Below are 16,961 nucleotides of genomic sequence, written 5' to 3'. Positions count from 1 at the left end.
GTATTCCAAAGATTAGCACCGGGTGGACTGGAATACCGTCTGGAATACCCGAACGGCTGGAACTCAAAAACTCTCCAAGGACCGTAAAAACGCTGGAGGCCGCGTATTTACTGGGTCGCAGGCACAAAAAAAGACGTCCGTGGACGTCTTTTTTTGATCATTTGGTGGAGCCGGGGGGATTTGAACCCCCGTCCGCCAGTACTCCGCTGTCGGTACTACATGCTTAGCCGTGTCTACTGATTTAATCCGCAGCCGCCCGACGGGCAGGGTGCTTTGGATGAGTTGGGTAAGTTTTAGTCGCTTTGCCCCCAACGTGCTACACGACGATCCTGTTCTGTATGACAATCATTTCGGGTTTACAGGCATCCCCTGATGATTGCTGGAGCCGAAGCTACCAGGAGAGCGGGCTCAGCTGCTTACGCAGCGAGAGCGTAACCCTCGTAGTTTTCGTCATTGGCAACTATAGAAAGTTGCAACAGTGGATTTACGAGTTCTGTTACCAACTCGGCATGCACCTAGAGTTTCGCTACCGGCGTCGAATCCTAATCGGCCCCACACTCAGCTCTAGCTGACCGTACCTTTCGGCACGTGGGCTGAGTATACGCGCTAAAGCGGGCGGCGTCGACAGCAGGTTCCGCCGCCCGCTTCAGGCTCAGGCACCGCCGCCGCCGGCCGAGCCGCTGCCTTTCTCGGTTTTTTCCAGGCGTTCCAGGACTTTGCTGGTAATGGCAATGCATTCCTTGGTGTCGCCCGAGGCCTGTGCGGCTTTGGCTTTGTCGACGTGCTCGGTGAGGGCTTTGTCCAGGCCCTCGGAGGTGGCGCCGGCGGTGGCCATGCTGTCGTCGATTTTCTGCAGATTGGCGGTGCAGAGGTCCTCTGCGGCGAACACTGGCGAGGCCAGGAGGGTAGCGGCCGCGAAGAGGGCCGAAAGCGCGGTACCTTTCATGGGTGACTCCTTCTGAGGCCTCTGGAAGGTGGGCCTGTAAGGTGGACTGCGCGGGTTTGGCGAGGGTTCAATCGGGATGGTGGCGGGGCGATATGATGGGATGGCTAGGCGTGATTGCGTCGCTTTGGGCGGCGGGGCTGTAGGGGAATTCGGAACTTGAAACCAAATGCTTCAGGTGGAATTGGTTTAGGAATTATCCTACCGGCGCCGCAGCCGTTTCTCTGTTGTCGATGATGAGCGCAGGGGCTAGTTTCCCTGGGTCGCCATGGTTTGGCGATCGGGTGTGAGAGCCCGCTCCATTCAAGAGATTTACCGTCATGGTAGCTGTGCGCGGGCAGGCCTTGTGCCTGGCCGGTTTCCTCCTGTTTGGCCGGTCTCTCACCCCGCGTACAGCTGCCACCCATACCTGTGAGAGGGAATGGGCGGAGCTTCATGCACACAAACGGGAGAAAGATTTATGAAGAAGATTGTTCCTGACCCACCCAGCCAAACGTCTTCACGTTCGTTCTACACCATCGACAACAAGGTGCCTTCACCTGAGGCGCTGTTGTACGCCATTCAGCTGATGCGCGGTATTGAAGACACCTTGGACGAATACATCTGCGGTAATGCCGGTGAGCCGGGGATCGGCATGCTGGTGAATTCGGTGCATAACGTGCAGATGAGCAGGGCGTTGGCTGAGTTGGTGCTGGCTCGCGAGCCTTGAGGGCTTTGGGGGCCTAGTGCTTGTCATGGCATTTTTGGCGCCAGTGAGATCGAGCGCCGCCCGCGCGGCGCATCGCGACGCAAGGCCGCTCCTACATTTGTTTCGGGCCAGTTATTCCTGAGGCATTGGCGCGCGACCCCTTGGTGCCCGCCTCGATATCGCGTCGTACAAACAAGGCGGTCGCGCGCCAATGGCACAGGCCTCACTGGCCCGAAACAAATGTAGGAGCGGCCTTGCGTCGCGATGCGCCGCGCGGGCGGCGCTCGATCTCCTAGGCGCTGAACATGCATTGGCGAACACCTGTCAGCCATAACGCCATCTCATGCTTCAAATACTACGCGCCCGGGTCACCCGATCCACCAGGTAAACCAACCCGTGATAATCAATACCACTATGGCTGGACAACCCAATCTCACAGGTGCGGCTGGTAGAAATCCCTTCACTGCAATACTGCACCGCATCCTTCAAGCTCCGCAGCGAATGTGCATTGAGCTCCGGCGTGGTAAACCCCTTGTCCCCGGCAAACCCACAACAGTGAATCCCTTCCGGTATCACCACCTGCTTGCTGCACCGCCGCGCCAGGTCTATCAGCGCCTGGCTTTCCCCCAAATGCTGGGTGCTGCAGGTCACATGCACCGCCACCGGCTCTTCCTGCGGGGTGAACTCCAGCCTGTCCAACAGATGACTGCGAATGAAGCGCACTGGGTCGTACAGGTCCAGGCGGGTTTCCCCCAGGTCCTGAACCAGGCGCAAGGTACACGGGCTGGTGTCGCAGTAGATCGGGTCAAGCCCTCCGCGGCTGGCATGCAGCAGGGCGTTGATCAACTCCTGGCGCTTGTGCTCAGCCTGCTCCGGGTACCCCTTGGACGCAAACGGCTGCCCACAGCACAGGCTGTCGGCGTTCTCCGGAAACACCACTTGGTAACCGGCCTTCTCCAGCAGCCCGCGGGTCTTGTCCAGCAACGAGCTTTGCTCCCGGTCTGCATAGGCCGGCCCCATCACGCGTGAAACGCAAGCCGCCAGGTACACCACCCGTGGCCGGGCATCATGGCTCGCCGGGCCAAAGTCGATGCTGCGCAGGGGCTGTGGCATGGCCGGGGTCCACTGCGGCAGCCGGCCTTTGCTGGCTTTGCTCAACGCTGTGCTCAAGCGGCCCAGGCGCGGGGCGCCGAGCAGCTTGCGGGCGGTGTTGGCGGCGGTCAGGGTCAGGCGGGCACCCCTCAGTGCCGTGTGGAAGTGGTCGGCCAGCCAGTCGGCGGCCTTGTCGTGCTCGGCGGCCTGGCTGCGCAGCTTCTTCACCAGCTCGCCGGTGTTGATGCCGACCGGGCAGCGCTGGGCGCACAGGCCGGTGGCGGCGCAGGTGTCGAGGCCTTGGTATTGGTAGGTCTTGAGTAGTGCTCGGGTATCGATGCCGGCGCGTTTCTTGGCCTGGATATCACGCCACATGACGATGCGCTGGCGCGGGCTCAGGGTCAGCCCCTTGGATGGGCACACCGGTTCGCAGAAGCCACACTCGATGCACTTGTCGACGATTTCATCGGCGGCCGGCAGCGGCTTGAGGTTTTTCAGGTGGATATCGCGGTCTTCGCTCAGCACCACATCGGGGTTGAGGATGCCGTTGGGGTCGAGCAGGCGCTTCAGCGCCCACATCAACTGGTACGCGTCATGGCCCCACTCCAACTCCACGAACGGCGCCATGTTGCGGCCGGTGCCGTGCTCGGCCTTCAGCGAGCCACCGAACTCCACGGCCACCAGCTGGGCCACGTCGTCCATGAAGGCTTGGTAACGCTTCACTTCCTCGGCGCTGTTGAAGCCTTGGGTGAAGACGAAGTGCAGGTTGCCCTCCAGGGCATGGCCGAAAATGATCGCTTCGTCGTAGTGGTGCTTGTCGAACAGCTGGATCAGGCGGTTGACGCCCTCGGCCAGTTGCTCGATGGGGAAGGTCACGTCTTCGATGATCACCGTGGTGCCGGTCTGGCGCACGGCGCCGACGGCGGGGAAGGTGTCTTTGCGGATTTTCCACAGCTGGTTGTACACCGCCGGGTCTTCGCTGAACTCGACTTTCTGTTCCAGCGGGAACTCGGCAATCGACGTCATCACCTGCTGCAGTTGCTCATGCAGCAGCGTCTGGCTGGCCGCGCGGGACTCGATCAGCAGCGCGCAGGCATTGTCTGACAGGCCTTTTACCCACAGCGGCATGCCGGGCATGTTCTGCACCGAACGCAGGCTGCGCCGGTCGAGCAGCTCCACGGCAGACACCGGCTGGCGCTTGAGCAGGGTGACCGCGCGGCAGCAGCTTTCGACGCTGGGGAAGACCAGCAAGGCGCTGGCTTTGTGCGGGTGGTCGGGCACGGTGTTGTAGGTGACGGCGCTGATGAAGCCCAGCGTGCCTTCAGACCCAACCAGCAGGTGCTGCAGGATGTCGAGCGGCTGGTCGTAGTCCACCAGGGCATTGAGGGACAGCCCGGTAGTGTTCTTCAGCCGGTACTTGTGGCGGATGCGGTCGGCCAGTTCGGTGTTGGCGCGGGTTTCACGGCCCAGGCACGCCAGTGCTTCGAGCAGGTCGGCGTGGCTGTGCTCGAAGGCGCTGACGCTGGCCGGGTCTTCGCTGTCCAGGCGGGTGCCGTCGGCCAGCACCAGGCGCAGGCCGGCCAGGGTGTGGTAGGTGTTTTGCGCGGTGCCGCAGCACATGCCGCTGGCGTTGTTGGCGACGATGCCGCCGATCTTGCAGGCGTTGATCGAGGCGGGGTCCGGGCCGATCTTGCGCCCGAACGGTGCCAGCCAGGCGTTGGCCTGGGCGCCGATCACGCCGGGCTGCAGGCGGATCTGCTCGCCCTGGCCGCGGATTTCGCGGCCGTTCCAATTGTCGCCGAGCACAATCAGCACCGAGTCGCTGATGGCCTGCCCAGACAAGCTGGTGCCGGCCGCGCGGAAGGTCACCGGCACGCGCTCGCGCTGGGCCAGTTGCAGCAGGCCGACCACTTCGTCCTCGGACTCGACGCGCACCACCAGCTTGGGGATCAGCCGATAGAAGCTGGCATCGGTGCCAAAGGCCAGGGTGGAGGTGGGGTCGTCGAAACGGCGTTCGGCGGGTATCAGGCGCTCGGCATCACGCAGGAACGCGGCGGGCAGGCTCATGCAATCTCCTCGCGGGGCCGCGGCGTCTGGTGCGCCGCATGCCCCGGTCAATCAGGCGGTGTTTCGTGCAGGCGTTCAGGCGCCCAGTTCGCGGACCAGCGAGTCGCGGGTGATCTCGCTGATCGACTTGGCGCCGGTGAGCACCATGGCCACGCGCATTTCCTTCTCGAACAGTTCGAGCAGGTTCTTCACCCCGGCCTCGCCATGCACGGCCAGCGCCCAGAGGAAGGCGCGGCCAATCAGCACGGTGTCGGCGCCCATGGCGATCATGCGCACCACGTCGAGGCCGCTGCGGATGCCGGAATCGGCGAGAATCTTCAGCTCGCCCTTGACCGCATCGGCAATCGCCGGCAGGGCGCGGGCGCTGGACAGCACGCCGTCGAGCTGGCGGCCGCCATGGTTGGACACGACGATGCCGTCGGCGCCGAACTTGACCGCGTCACGGGCGTCGTCGGCATCGAGGATGCCCTTGATGATCATCGGGCCCTCCCAGAAGTCGCGGATCCACTCCAGGTCTTTCCAGGAGATCGACGGGTCGAAGTTGTTGCCCAGCCAGCCGATGTAGTCGGCAAGGCCGGTGGGGTTACCACGGTATTTGGAGATGTTGCCGAGGTCGTGCGGGCGGCCCATCACGCCGACGTCCCAGGCCCACTCGGGGTGGGTCATGGCTTGCAGTACGCGGCGCATCGGGCCGTTACGGCCGCTCATGCCGGAGTGGGCGTCGCGGTAGCGGGCGCCGGGCACGGGCATGTCGACGGTGAACACCAAGGTCTTGACCCCGGCCGCCTTGGCCCGCTCCAGCGCATTGCGCATGAAGCCGCGGTCCTTGAGCACATACAGCTGGAACCACATCGGCCGGTTGATGGCCGGGGCCACTTCTTCGATCGGGCACACCGACACGGTGGACATGGTGAACGGGATGCCATGGGCTGCTGCGGCGCGTGCCGCCTGCACTTCGCCACGGCGGGCGTACATGCCGGTCAGGCCGACCGGGGCCAGGGCCACGGGCATGCTCAGGGTTTCGTCGAACAGCTGGGTTTCCAGGCTGAGCTCGGACATGTTCTTCAACACGCGCTGGCGCAGGGCGATGCTGGCCAGGTCCGAGACGTTGTGGCGCAGCGTGTGCTCGGCGTAGGCGCCGCCGTCGGCGTAGTGGAAGAGGAAGGGGGGCAGCTTGCGTTGGGCCGCGGCGCGATAGTCGGTAGAGGCGGAAATGATCATGGATTCTCGCAGCGTTGCTTGAGGGGAATGCCGGGCGCGCCTTGGCGCCCGGCCCCTTTCACTTTAGTGATGAACCAGCATGCCGGTCAGCCAGTAAGCCTGGACCAAGGTGATCAGGCCCACGATGGTGGCGAAGAACAGGCTGTGCTTGACGGTGAAGCGGAACAGGTCGGACTCCTTGCCCACCAGGCCGGTGGCGGCGCAGGCCACGGCAATGGATTGTGGCGAGATCATCTTGCCGGTCACGCCGCCGCTGGTGTTGGCGGCCACCAGCAGGGTGTCGTTGACCCCGATCTGGTGCGCGGTGGTGGCTTGCAGCGAGCTGAACAGGGCATTGGACGAGGTGTCCGAGCCGGTCAGGAACACGCCCAGCCAGCCGAGGAACGGCGAGAAGAACGGGAACGCGGCGCCGGTGCCAGCCAATACCAGGGCCATGGTCGAGGACATGCCCGAGTAGTTGGTGACGAAGGCGAAGGCCAGCACCATACCAATCGACAGGATCGGCCAGCGCAGCTCCCAGAACGTCTCTTTGAAAGTGGTCAGACCAGTTTTGAAGTTGATCTTCAGCACCGCCATGGAGATCAGCGCCGAGAGGAAGATCGCGGTGCCGGTGGCGGAGATCGGGTCGAGCTTGAACACCGCTGGCATGGCGGTCGGCGCGGCAACGATCGGCGCGGTCTTGATCACCAGCTGGTCAAGGTGCGGGATGGCGAAGTTGAACACGAAGTTGTACATCGCACCGCCCGGCGCGAACGCGGCCTTGAACGGTTTCAAGGTCCAGATGGTGACCAGCACGGTGAGGATCAGGAACGGCGACCAGGCCTTGAAGATCTCGCCGAAGCTGTACGGGCTCGGCTGGCTGCCGCTTGATTGCACGACCGCGGCGCCGACGCTGCCCTTGGCTTGCGCGAACGAGCGCTTGGGCTGCCAGACTTTCAGGAACAGGGTCAGGCAGATCAGGCTGGCCAGGGCCGAGGTGATGTCGGGCAGCTCTGGGCCGATGAAGTTCGAGGTGAAGTACTGGGTCACGGCAAAGCTCAGGCCGGCGACCAGGGCTGCAGGCCAGGTCTCCTTCACGCCCCGCACGCCGTCCATCATGAACACCAGCCAGAACGGCACGAACAGCGACAGCAGCGGCAGCTGGCGGCCGGTCATGGCGCCGATGTGGAAGGCGTCGATGCCCGTCACCTGGCCGGCGACGATGATCGGGATGCCCAGCGCGCCGAAGGCGACCGGTGCGGTGTTGGCGATCAGGCACAGGCCGGCGGCGTACAGCGGGTTGAAGCCCAGGCCCACCAGCAAGGCGGCCGTGATGGCCACCGGTGCGCCGAAGCCGGCCGCGCCCTCCAGGAAGGCACCGAAGCAGAAGCCGATCAGCAGCACTTGCAGGCGCTGGTCGTCGGTGATCGACAGCACCGAGCTGCGGATGACTTCGAACTGGCCGCTCTTGACCGTGAGTTTGTAAAGGAACACCGCGGCAACGATGATCCAGGCAATCGGCCAGAGGCCGTAGAGGAAGCCGTAACCCGCGGCGGCCAAGGCCATGTCGACAGGCATCTGGAAGGCGAAGATCGCCACCAGTATCGACAACCCGAGGGTGATGCTGCCGGCGACGTGGCCTTTGAGGCGGAACACGGCCAGGGCAAGGAAGAAGAACACGATAGGGATGACCGCCGCCAGTGCGGACAGGCCGAGACTACCAAGCGGGCTATAGAGTTGTTGCCAGGTTTGCATATGGGGTGGCCCCTAATTGTTGTTGGTCAGCACTGGCATTGGATAATTGGTAAGACCAATTTACAATGTCTGGGCGCTAGGTTAAAAGCGCTGTCGTGGGTGTGTCAATTTGTCCGACACAAAACTTTCGTCGCGTGCCGATGAGCGGGCGTCTGATGAGCTTGGAAAAACACCGGGTGATGGGTGTGTGTGCAGCGCGGATCGGCGAGAATAGGCGCCCCCCTGATATTTGCCGGGGGTTTGTGGAGAGCATGTGATGGTTTTTGATCAGGTCCGCCAACGGCGCCTGTCCGACGACATCGTCGATCGGTTGGAAGGGATGATTCTCGAAGGCACGCTGACCTCGGGCCAGCGGCTGCCGGCCGAGCGCGTTCTGGCCGAGCAGTTCGGTGTGTCGCGCCCGTCACTGCGTGAGGCCATCCAGAAACTGGTGGCCAAGGGGCTGCTGATCAGCCGCCAGGGCGGTGGCAATTACGTCGCCGAGTCACTGGGCTCGACGTTCAGCGACCCGCTGTTGCAGTTGCTGGAGCACAGCCCCGAGGCGCAGCGCGACCTGCTTGAGTTTCGCCATACCTTGGAGGCGTCCTGCGCGTATTACGCGGCCCAGCGCGCCACCGAGCCGGACCGTGCCCGGCTCAAGGCAGCCTTCGACACGCTGCAGGACTGCTACACCCGGGTTGACCAGGTGACGCGGGCAGAGGAGGGCGCAGCGGATGCGCGCTTTCACCTGGCGATTGCCGAGGCCAGCCATAACGCGGTCTTGCTGCATACCATCCGCGGCTTGTTCGACCTGCTCAAGCGCAACGTGGTGACCAACATCGGCGGCATGTACCAACAGCGGACCGAAACCCGGGACATGCTGATCAGTCAGCACCGGGAGCTGTACCTGGCGATTGTCGAGGGCAGGGCGGAGGAGGCGCGGGAGGTTTCCAGCCGGCACATTCTGTATGTGCAGGAGGTGCTGGAAGAGGCGCACGAAGAGGCGCAGCGCGTGGCGCGGGCAGAGCGACGCAGCGGACGCTGAGGTCTGCGTTTGCAGTACCGGCCTCTTCGCGGGGCAAGCCCGCTCCCACACGTAACCCACCGAATTTGAAGGCAGTGGGTTAGCTGTGGGAGCGGGCTTGCCCCGCGAAGAGGCCCGCACAGGCTAAAGAAGAGCTAGTCTTCCTTGCCCTTGTTGCGCACGGCACGCTGCAGCTCGCGGTTGGAATCGCGTTCGCGCACGGTGTCGCGCTTGTCGAATTCCTTCTTGCCCTTGCCAAGCGCGATCTCGCACTTGATCAGGTGCTTGCTCCAGTACAGCGCCAAGGCCACACAGGTGTAGCCCTTCTGCGCCACCGCCGCTTCCACACGCTCCAGCTCGCGCTTGTTCAGCAGCAGCTTGCGCGAGCGGATGGGGTCGGCGATGACGTGGGTGCTGGCCGTGGTCAGCGGGGTGATGTGGCTGCCGAACAGCCAGGCTTCGCCATCCTTGAGCAGCACGTAGCTGTCGGTCAGGTGCGCCTTGCCGGCCCGCAGGCTCTTTACTTCCCAACCGGACAGGACCAGCCCGGCCTCGAACTTGTGTTCGATGAAGTAATCGTGTCGCGCTTTCTTGTTTTGCGCGATGGTCCCGGTCGGATGTTTCTTTTGTTTAGCCATAGGGGCGGCATTATAGGCAACTCGATGCGTCGTCGGCTATGGGATTTCGGTGTGCTTGAGCCACCGCAATGAATACCGGACAATACAGGCCCTGTCGTAGGTACAGAACCTGTTTTCGGCACGCTGCGAAGCGCCGCCACCCAGCCTTGGAAGTGACGCCTGGATGACTACCCATATTCAACGCTCCGCCCTGCTGCCGTATCCCGCCCAGGCGCTCTATGATCTGGTCAATGACGTGGCCAGCTACCCGCAGTTCCTGCCGTGGTGCTCTGCCGCTACCGTGATCGAGGCCAGCGACACGCACATGCGGGCCAAGCTCGAAGTGGCCAAGGGCGGCATGAGCCAGCATTTCGTCACGCGCAATGTGCTGGTCCCGGGCCAATCCATCGAAATGAACCTGGAGGAGGGGCCGTTCTCCCAGCTGCATGGTGTGTGGGTGTTCAAGCCGTTGGGCGAGAAGGCCTGCAAAATCAGCCTGGACCTGTCCTTCGACTATGCCGGCCCCTTGGTGCGCGCCACATTGGGGCCGCTGTTCAATCAGGCTGCCAACACCCTGGTCGATGCCTTCTGCCAGCGTGCCAAGCAGCTGAATAGCTGAGTGCTGGCCGCAAACGAAAAAGCCCGGGCCTAGGCCCGGGCTTTTTAATGCCACCCGCGTTTATTGCGGGGAGGTTTCCAGCGGTGCTGGCGTCGGGACCGGCGTGGCCTCGATGGTGTCGATTTCGCGCTGGATGGACTCTTCCACCGAACCCGGCTTGGCCGGTTTCTCTTCAGGCTGAGGCGTAGCCTGCTCTGGCTGAGCCGCAGGGCTGACAGTGGTGTCGCTGCTGCCACCGAGGATTTCCTGGTCGCGGCTCACCCCTGGCATGAAGTCGCCCGACAGGCTGACCAGTTGGTCGCCCTCGTTGAAGAAAATGCTCATGCGCTCTTGCTGGCGTTTTCCGCCACCAGGTTGCAGGCTGTACAGGTAGTCCCAACGGTTGGTGTTGAACGTATCCTGAATCAGGGGGTTGCCCATGATAAACCTTACTTGCCGTCGGGTCATTCCCGGGCGTAATTGGTCTATCATGTCCTGCGTGACGACATTGCCCTGCTGGATGTCGATTTTGTAAACCCCGGGAAACGAGCAACCGGCGAGTGCGAGCAGTCCCACTAGGGTGAGGCTGGTTAGCAAGAGCTTGGTGTTTTGCATCGGTGGGCGACTTCCACTATCTTGGCTGGACAACGTAAACCCCGATCATACCCGTATTAAGAGAAGCTGCGAAGCAGCATCGGCGAGAAAGCTGACCATGGTTGAAAATAGCGAATTACGCAAAGCCGGTCTCAAGGTTACCCTGCCTCGAGTAAAGATCCTTCAGATGCTCGACTCTACCGAGCAGCGTCACATGAGTGCCGAGGATGTGTACAAGGCCTTGATGGAAGCTGGTGAGGACGTTGGCCTGGCCACCGTCTACCGCGTGCTGACCCAGTTCGAAGCGGCGGGTCTGGTGGTTCGCCACAACTTCGACGGCGGCCACGCAGTCTTCGAGCTGGCGGATGGCGGTCACCACGACCACATGGTCAACGTGGAAACCAGCGAAGTCATCGAGTTCATGGACGCTGAAATCGAGAAGCGTCAGCGCGAGATCGTGGCCGAGCATGGCTTCGAGTTGGTGGACCACAATCTGGTCCTGTACGTGCGTAAGAAAAAGTAACGATTTCGATCGTTATAAATAGCAAAGGCGACCTTCGGGTCGCCTTTGTGCTTTGTGCTGCAGGAAAATGCTGGGGGCACGGCTCACGCCTTGCCGCTGACCACCATCTTGCGCGCATGCGCCAGGGATTCCTTGGTGAGGTCGATGCCGCCGAGCATGCGCGCCACTTCCTCGACCCGTTCGCGTTTGCCCAGGCTGGCCACCGCCGTGTGGGTGGTGTCGCTGTGGCGCACCTTGTGCACGAACAGGTGGTGGTGCCCTTGCGCCGCGACCTGCGGCAGGTGGGTCACGGTCAGTACCTGGCCGCGTTCACCCAGCCGGCGCAGCAGTTGCCCGACGATTTCGGCGGTGGGGCCGCCGATGCCGACGTCCACTTCGTCGAAGACCAGGGTAGGGATGCGTGAGGTCTGCGCGGTAATCACCTGGATGGCCAGGCTGATGCGTGACAGCTCACCGCCCGAGGCCACTTTCGCCAGGCCTTTGAGCGGTTGCCCCGGGTTGGCGCTTACCAGCAGTTCGATCTGCTCCAGGCCGTGGGGCGACAGGTCGTTGCCCTCGTTAGGGATCAGTTCGATACAGAAGCGCCCGCCCGGCATGCCCAGGCGCTGGACCTCCAGTTCCACGGCCACCGCCAGTTGCTGGGCGGCCTGCTGGCGCAAGGCGCTCAGTTCGCGCGCCCGTTCCTTGTAATGCTGGGCATAGGCCGCCAGTTCTTCGCCCAGGCGCTCGATCGACTCGTCGCAGGCGTTCAGGCCTTCCAGCTCTTCCATCAACCGTTGCTGCAGGTGGGGCAGTTCGGTGGGGTGCACGCGGTGCTTGCGGGCCAGGGTATAGATAGTGTCGAGGCGTTCTTCCAGGGCCTGCAGGCGCATTGGGTCGGCGTCGAAGTGATCGAGGAAGCGGTTGAGCTCGCCCACGGCTTCTTCGACCTGAATCTGCGCACTGGCGATCAGGTTGGCGGCCTCGCCCAAGGCCTTCGGTGAGTTGCTGGCGGCGCCCAGCCGGTTGAGGCTGGCGGTGAGGGCGCTGAGCACATTGCCCGAGTCGCTCTCGCTGCACTGGTCGATGACCTGGCGGCAGATGCCGAACAGGGCCTCGGCATTGGTCAGGTTCTTGTGTTCTTGCTCCAGCTGCTCCAGCTCGTTTTCGCCCAGGCCGAGGTTGTCCAGCTCTTCCAGCTGATAGCTGAGCAGCTGGTGGCGGGCGCGCTGCTCGTCACCTGAATTGGACAGGCGCTCCAGCTCCAGGCGGGTCTGGTTCCAGCGCTTGGCAGCCAGTTGCACCTGGCGCGCCAGGTCGATGGCGCCGGCGTACTCGTCCAGCAGGCGCCGATGGGTGTCGGTCTTGAGCAGCGACTGGTGCTCGTGCTGGCTGTGGATGTCGATCAACAGCTCGCCGAGCGACTTCAAGTCGCCCAGCGGGCAGGGCGTGCCATTGATGTAGCCGCGGCTGCGGCCTTCGGCGGTGATCACCCGGCGCAGGATGCACGGGCCGTCGTTGTCCAGGTCGCGCTCGGCAAGCCAGGTGCGCGCTTCGGGGATATCTGCCAGGTCGAAGGTGGCGAGGATGTCTGCCTTGTCTGCGCCGGGGCGCACCACGCCGCTGTCCGCACGGTCGCCGAGGGCCAGGCCGAGGGCGTCGAGCATGATCGATTTGCCTGCGCCGGTCTCGCCGGTGATGACGGACATGCCGCGGGCAAGTTCGAGGTCAAGGTGCTCGACGATGGCGTAGTTGTGAATAGACAGGTGCAGCAGCATGGGGGCGGCTCCCGAAGGGTCAGGTCTGGTTATTTATACAGTACTTTTTTCTACCCTGACAATGCCCGCTCGCACATTCTCATCCGCCCGGGAAAACCATGTTGCCCCTTGAAGCTGGTTTTTCCGGCCCCATATAGCCGACAACAAAGGCGAGCCTGGCTCGCAATCCAGAAATCTGCGCAGGAGAGACCCAATGGCTGACGAACAGCTGAATGAGAAAGACCTTAACGTCGAAGAGACTGGTGCAGCAGATGTCGGCGCCCGTGTTCTGGAGCTCGAGGAACAGCTGGCCGCCGCCAAGGATCAGTCGCTGCGCGCCGTTGCCGACTTGCAGAACGTGCGCCGTCGCGCCGAGCAGGATGTCGAGAAGGCGCACAAGTTCGCCCTGGAAAAATTCGCTGGCGACCTGTTGCCGGTGATCGACAGCCTGGAGCGCGGCCTGGAGCTGTCCAATGCCGACGACGAAAGCATCAAGCCGATGCGTGAAGGCATCGAGCTGACCCTGAAGATGTTCCACGACACCCTCAAGCGCTACAACCTCGAGGCTGTCGACCCGCACGGCGAACCGTTCAATGCCGAGCACCACCAGGCCATGGCCATGGAAGAAAGCGCCGAGGTCGAGCCTAACAGCGTGCTCAAGGTGTTCCAGAAGGGCTACCTGCTCAACGGCCGCCTGCTGCGCCCCGCCATGGTGGTGGTCAGCAAGGCGCCGAGCGCCGCTCAGCCTTCGATCAATGAAAAGGCTTGAAATCTGTCGGGGCAACCCCATCTAGGTGTCAAGCCTTCAAGTATTACCGCAGTTGGCCAAAGTAGTCGCTGCTAACCAAATTCAAGTTTCGGGAGAGTTAACATGGGTAAAATCATCGGTATCGACCTGGGGACCACCAACTCGTGCGTCTCCATCCTGGAAAACGGTAACGTCAAAGTCATCGAAAACGCCGAAGGTGCGCGTACTACCCCTTCGATCGTGGCCTATGCCAACGATGGCGAAATCCTGGTAGGCCAGTCTGCCAAGCGTCAGGCTGTCACCAACCCGCACAACACCCTGTTCGCAGTGAAGCGCCTGATTGGCCGTCGCTTCGAAGAGCAAGTGGTGCAAAAAGACATCGAGCTGGTTCCGTACAAAATCGCCAAGGCCGACAACGGTGACGCCTGGGTCGAAGTCAACGGCCAGAAAATGGCGCCGCCGCAAATCAGCGCCGAAGTCCTGAAAAAGATGAAGAAGACCGCCGAAGACTACCTCGGCGAGCCTGTCACCGAAGCGGTCATCACCGTGCCGGCCTACTTCAACGACAGCCAGCGTCAGGCCACCAAAGACGCCGGTCGCATCGCGGGCCTGGACGTAAAGCGCATCATCAACGAACCGACCGCTGCGGCACTGGCCTATGGCATGGACAAAGCCAAGGGCGACCACACTGTCATCGTTTATGACCTGGGTGGCGGTACCTTCGACGTTTCGGTCATCGAAATCGCCGAAGTCGACGGTGAGCACCAGTTTGAAGTACTGGCTACCAACGGCGACACCTTCCTGGGTGGCGAAGACTTCGACATGCTGCTGATTGACTACCTCGTCGAGGAGTTCAAGAAAGAGTCCGGCATGAACCTGAAGGGCGACCCGCTGGCCATGCAGCGCCTGAAAGAAGCCGCTGAAAAGGCCAAGATCGAGCTGTCGTCCGCGCAGCAGACCGACGTCAACCTGCCGTACATCACTGCAGATGCCACCGGTCCTAAGCACTTGAACGTGAAAATCTCCCGCGCCAAGCTGGAGTCGCTGGTTGAAGGCCTGGTGCAGCGCACCATCGAGCCTTGCCGCATCGCGCTGAAAGATGCCGGCATCGACGCCAGCAAGATCGACGACGTGATCCTGGTCGGCGGCCAGACCCGTATGCCGCTGGTACAGAAAACCGTTGCCGACTTCTTCGGCAAGGAAGCCCGCAAGGACGTCAACCCGGACGAAGCCGTCGCCATGGGCGCCGCTATCCAGGGTGCTGTATTGGCCGGTGACGTGAAAGACGTACTGCTGCTGGACGTCAGCCCGCTGACCCTGGGTATCGAAACCATGGGTGGCGTGATGACTGCGCTGATCGAGAAGAACACCACCATCCCGACCAAGAAGTCGCAGGTGTTCTCGACTGCCGACGACAACCAGAGCGCCGTGACCATTCACGTGCTGCAAGGTGAGCGTAAGCAGGCTTCGAGCAACAAGTCGCTGGGCAAGTTCGACCTGGCCGAGATCCCGCCAGCACCACGCGGTGTTCCACAGATCGAAGTGACCTTCGACATCGACGCCAACGGCATCCTGCACGTCGGCGCGAAAGACAAGGCCACCGGCAAGACCCAGTCGATCGTGATCAAGGCCAACTCCGGCCTGTCCGATGACGAAATCGAGCGCATGGTGCGTGACGCCGAGGCCAACGCCGAGGAAGACCGCAAGTTCGAAGAGCTGGCCGCTGCCCGTAACCAGGGTGATGCACTGGTTCACTCGACCCGCAAGATGGTCGCTGATGCAGGTGACAAGGTCACCGCTGAAGAGAAAACCGCCATCGAAGCGGCAGTCGTTGCCCTGGAAGCCGCTGTCAAAGGCGACGACAAGGCCGCGATCGAAGCCAAGGTCGAAGAGCTGTCCAAGGTCTCCGCGCCAGTGGCTCAGAAGATGTACGCCGAGCAGCAAGCCGAACAGCCTCAGGGCGGCGCGCAGCAGGCCGAACCGGAAGCCAAGCACGATGACGTGGTTGACGCCGAGTTCGAAGAAGTAAAAGGCGACGACAAGAAGTAATTTTTGCATGTTGTCGGCCAGCTCACCGCCGTTTGGCGGTGAGCTGGTAGGATGTCGCCGCGCGGGGGCTTGCTCCCGCGTTGGTGTGTCTGGAATACGCGAATTTTTACAGCATCTGTCAGGACGCATTCGCGCGGCAGGTGCTTACGGCACAGCGCCCATGCGCCTATGCGCAGCGCTCTGTCGAACGCCCTCAAGAGTGCAAATGACCTATGGCAAAGCGTGATTATTATGAGGTCCTGGGTGTCGAGCGTGGCGCCAACGAAGGTGATCTCAAAAAGGCCTATCGCCGCTTGGCGATGAAGTACCACCCCGACCGCAACCCGGGCGACAAGGAGTCGGAAGAGCAGTTCAAGGAGGCCAACGAGGCCTACGAAGTGCTGTCCGATGCCAGCAAGCGCGCGGCCTATGACCAGTATGGTCACGCCGGCGTCGACCCTAGCATGGGTGGCGGTGGTGCTGGCTTCGGTGGTGCCAACTTCTCCGACATCTTCGGCGATGTGTTCAGTGATTTCTTCGGTGGCGGCCGTGGCGGCTCGCGCGGTGGCGCCCAGCGCGGCAGCGACCTGCGTTACACCCTGGAGCTGAACCTGGAAGAAGCGGTGCGTGGCACCACGGTCAGTATCCGCGTTCCTACCCTGGTCAACTGCAACCCTTGTGATGGTTCCGGCGCGAAGAAGGGCTCGACCCCGTCGACTTGCCCGACCTGCGGCGGTATCGGCCAGGTGCGCATGCAGCAAGGCTTCTTCTCGGTGCAGCAGACCTGCCCGCGCTGCCATGGCCAGGGCAAGATCATCACCGACCCTTGCGGCGCGTGCCACGGCGAAGGCCGTGTCGAGGAATACAAGACGCTGTCGGTCAAGGTGCCGGCAGGTGTCGATACCGGTGACCGCATTCGCCTGTCGGGCGAGGGCGAGGCCGGTACCCATGGTGGCCCGACTGGCGACCTGTACGTGGTGATCAACGTGCGTGAGCACGAGATCTTCCAGCGCGATGGCAAGCACCTGTACTGCGAAGTGCCGATCAGCTACACCGACGCTGCCCTGGGTGGCGAGCTGGAAGTGCCGACCCTCGATGGCCGGGTGAAGCTGAAGATCCCGGAAGGCACCCAGACCGGCAAGCAGTTCCGTCTGCGCGGCAAAGGTGTGGCACCGGTTCGCGGTGGTGGGGCAGGTGACCTGCTGTGCCGCGTGGCGGTGGAAACCCCGGTCAACCTCAGTCGTCGCCAGCGCGAGCTGCTCGAAGAGCTGCGTGATTCGCTGGAAGGCGACAGCTCCCATTCGCCCAAGGCCAATGGCTGGTTCGATGGCGTGAAGCGCTTCTTCGGCGATCTCTGACAAGGAACAGG

Annotated in this window: 14 protein-coding genes and 1 other RNA gene; 7 read left to right on the top strand and 8 right to left on the bottom strand. The window is 62.5% G+C overall.

The window, feature by feature from the left end:
* Positions 1-162 precede the first annotated feature (162 nt).
* Both ssrA and CKW22_RS04215 read right to left on the bottom strand, forming a co-directional pair.
* Positions 163-554: a transfer-messenger RNA gene (gene ssrA, locus CKW22_RS04220) on the bottom strand.
* Between the two features lie 98 nt (positions 555-652).
* Positions 653-946 carry a hypothetical protein gene (locus CKW22_RS04215; protein WP_095063794.1) on the bottom strand — a complete coding sequence of 98 codons (294 nt, stop codon included), beginning with the start codon at positions 944-946 and terminating at the stop codon, positions 653-655.
* Positions 947-1,403: 457 nt separating this feature from the next.
* Between CKW22_RS04215 and CKW22_RS04210 the strand changes: the two genes are divergently transcribed.
* Positions 1,404-1,652 carry a hypothetical protein gene (locus CKW22_RS04210; protein WP_047583937.1) on the top strand — a complete coding sequence of 83 codons (249 nt, stop codon included), beginning with the start codon at positions 1,404-1,406 and terminating at the stop codon, positions 1,650-1,652.
* Between the two features lie 327 nt (positions 1,653-1,979).
* Here the strand turns inward: CKW22_RS04210 and CKW22_RS04205 are convergent, their stop codons facing one another.
* From CKW22_RS04205 to CKW22_RS04195, 3 genes are all read right to left on the bottom strand, one after another.
* Positions 1,980-4,790 carry an FAD-binding and (Fe-S)-binding domain-containing protein gene (locus CKW22_RS04205; protein ID WP_095063793.1) on the bottom strand — a complete coding sequence of 937 codons (2,811 nt, stop codon included), beginning with the start codon at positions 4,788-4,790 and terminating at the stop codon, positions 1,980-1,982.
* Between the two features lie 75 nt (positions 4,791-4,865).
* The gene (gene lldD / locus CKW22_RS04200) at positions 4,866-6,011 is read right to left on the bottom strand and encodes an FMN-dependent L-lactate dehydrogenase LldD (RefSeq protein ID WP_033701621.1); all 1,146 of its coding nucleotides are present in this window, start codon (positions 6,009-6,011) and stop codon (positions 4,866-4,868) included.
* 63 nt (positions 6,012-6,074) lie between these two features.
* A complete protein-coding gene (locus tag CKW22_RS04195) occupies positions 6,075-7,745 on the bottom strand; it encodes a lactate permease LctP family transporter (RefSeq protein ID WP_033701618.1) in 1,671 nt (556 codons plus the stop codon).
* A 256-nt stretch (positions 7,746-8,001) separates the two neighbouring features.
* Here CKW22_RS04195 and CKW22_RS04190 point away from each other — a divergent pair, with 256 nt between their 5' ends.
* Entirely contained in the window at positions 8,002-8,769 is a 768-nt protein-coding gene (locus tag CKW22_RS04190; protein ID WP_033701616.1) for an FCD domain-containing protein, read from the top strand.
* Positions 8,770-8,903: 134 nt separating this feature from the next.
* On the opposite strand, the gene smpB is transcribed toward CKW22_RS04190, so the two are convergent.
* The gene (gene smpB / locus CKW22_RS04185; protein ID WP_012312633.1) at positions 8,904-9,386 is read right to left on the bottom strand and encodes an SsrA-binding protein SmpB; all 483 of its coding nucleotides are present in this window, start codon (positions 9,384-9,386) and stop codon (positions 8,904-8,906) included.
* 163 nt (positions 9,387-9,549) lie between these two features.
* Here smpB and CKW22_RS04180 point away from each other — a divergent pair, with 163 nt between their 5' ends.
* A complete protein-coding gene (locus tag CKW22_RS04180) occupies positions 9,550-9,984 on the top strand; it encodes a type II toxin-antitoxin system RatA family toxin (protein WP_033701615.1) in 435 nt (144 codons plus the stop codon).
* Positions 9,985-10,044: 60 nt separating this feature from the next.
* Here CKW22_RS04180 and bamE read toward each other — a convergent pair whose 3' ends face one another.
* Positions 10,045-10,578: an outer membrane protein assembly factor BamE gene (gene bamE, locus CKW22_RS04175; protein WP_033701613.1), complete on the bottom strand. Its 534-nt coding sequence runs from the start codon at positions 10,576-10,578 to the stop codon at positions 10,045-10,047.
* A 97-nt stretch (positions 10,579-10,675) separates the two neighbouring features.
* On the opposite strand from bamE, the gene fur reads away from it, so the two are divergent.
* On the top strand, positions 10,676-11,080 hold the full coding sequence (fur, locus tag CKW22_RS04170) for a ferric iron uptake transcriptional regulator (protein ID WP_019470441.1): 405 nt from the start codon (positions 10,676-10,678) through the stop codon (positions 11,078-11,080).
* A gap of 83 nt (positions 11,081-11,163) precedes the next feature.
* Here fur and recN read toward each other — a convergent pair whose 3' ends face one another.
* Positions 11,164-12,837 carry a DNA repair protein RecN gene (gene recN, locus CKW22_RS04165; RefSeq protein WP_095063792.1) on the bottom strand — a complete coding sequence of 558 codons (1,674 nt, stop codon included), beginning with the start codon at positions 12,835-12,837 and terminating at the stop codon, positions 11,164-11,166.
* A 193-nt stretch (positions 12,838-13,030) separates the two neighbouring features.
* Between recN and grpE the strand changes: the two genes are divergently transcribed.
* The 3 genes from grpE to dnaJ all read left to right on the top strand — a co-directional run bounded on the left by grpE (position 13,031) and on the right by dnaJ (position 16,950).
* The gene (gene grpE, locus CKW22_RS04160; protein ID WP_033701610.1) at positions 13,031-13,585 is read left to right on the top strand and encodes a nucleotide exchange factor GrpE; all 555 of its coding nucleotides are present in this window, start codon (positions 13,031-13,033) and stop codon (positions 13,583-13,585) included.
* A 102-nt stretch (positions 13,586-13,687) separates the two neighbouring features.
* Positions 13,688-15,613: a molecular chaperone DnaK gene (gene dnaK, locus CKW22_RS04155; RefSeq protein WP_033701608.1), complete on the top strand. Its 1,926-nt coding sequence runs from the start codon at positions 13,688-13,690 to the stop codon at positions 15,611-15,613.
* A gap of 212 nt (positions 15,614-15,825) precedes the next feature.
* On the top strand, positions 15,826-16,950 hold the full coding sequence (gene dnaJ / locus CKW22_RS04150; protein WP_033701606.1) for a molecular chaperone DnaJ: 1,125 nt from the start codon (positions 15,826-15,828) through the stop codon (positions 16,948-16,950).
* Positions 16,951-16,961 lie beyond the last annotated feature (11 nt).

The sequence above is a fragment of the Pseudomonas sp. Irchel s3f19 genome, from assembly GCF_900187555.1.
Classification (GTDB): domain Bacteria; phylum Pseudomonadota; class Gammaproteobacteria; order Pseudomonadales; family Pseudomonadaceae; genus Aquipseudomonas; species Aquipseudomonas capeferrum.
This window is presented reverse-complemented; position numbering and strand designations above follow the sequence as displayed.

Bases quoted from the DNA above. Each gene is read 5' to 3' on its own strand.
- CKW22_RS04215 (WP_095063794.1), bottom strand. From the start codon at position 946: ATGAAAGGTACCGCGCTTTCGGCCCTCTTCGCGGCCGCTACCCTCCTG.
- CKW22_RS04210 (WP_047583937.1), top strand. From the start codon at position 1,404: ATGAAGAAGATTGTTCCTGACCCACCCAGCCAAACGTCTTCACGTTCG.
- CKW22_RS04205 (WP_095063793.1), bottom strand. From the start codon at position 4,790: ATGAGCCTGCCCGCCGCGTTCCTGCGTGATGCCGAGCGCCTGATACCC.
- lldD (WP_033701621.1), bottom strand. From the start codon at position 6,011: ATGATCATTTCCGCCTCTACCGACTATCGCGCCGCGGCCCAACGCAAG.
- CKW22_RS04195 (WP_033701618.1), bottom strand. From the start codon at position 7,745: ATGCAAACCTGGCAACAACTCTATAGCCCGCTTGGTAGTCTCGGCCTG.
- CKW22_RS04190 (WP_033701616.1), top strand. From the start codon at position 8,002: ATGGTTTTTGATCAGGTCCGCCAACGGCGCCTGTCCGACGACATCGTC.
- smpB (WP_012312633.1), bottom strand. From the start codon at position 9,386: ATGGCTAAACAAAAGAAACATCCGACCGGGACCATCGCGCAAAACAAG.
- CKW22_RS04180 (WP_033701615.1), top strand. From the start codon at position 9,550: ATGACTACCCATATTCAACGCTCCGCCCTGCTGCCGTATCCCGCCCAG.
- bamE (WP_033701613.1), bottom strand. From the start codon at position 10,578: ATGCAAAACACCAAGCTCTTGCTAACCAGCCTCACCCTAGTGGGACTG.
- fur (WP_019470441.1), top strand. From the start codon at position 10,676: ATGGTTGAAAATAGCGAATTACGCAAAGCCGGTCTCAAGGTTACCCTG.
- recN (WP_095063792.1), bottom strand. From the start codon at position 12,837: ATGCTGCTGCACCTGTCTATTCACAACTACGCCATCGTCGAGCACCTT.
- grpE (WP_033701610.1), top strand. From the start codon at position 13,031: ATGGCTGACGAACAGCTGAATGAGAAAGACCTTAACGTCGAAGAGACT.
- dnaK (WP_033701608.1), top strand. From the start codon at position 13,688: ATGGGTAAAATCATCGGTATCGACCTGGGGACCACCAACTCGTGCGTC.
- dnaJ (WP_033701606.1), top strand. From the start codon at position 15,826: ATGGCAAAGCGTGATTATTATGAGGTCCTGGGTGTCGAGCGTGGCGCC.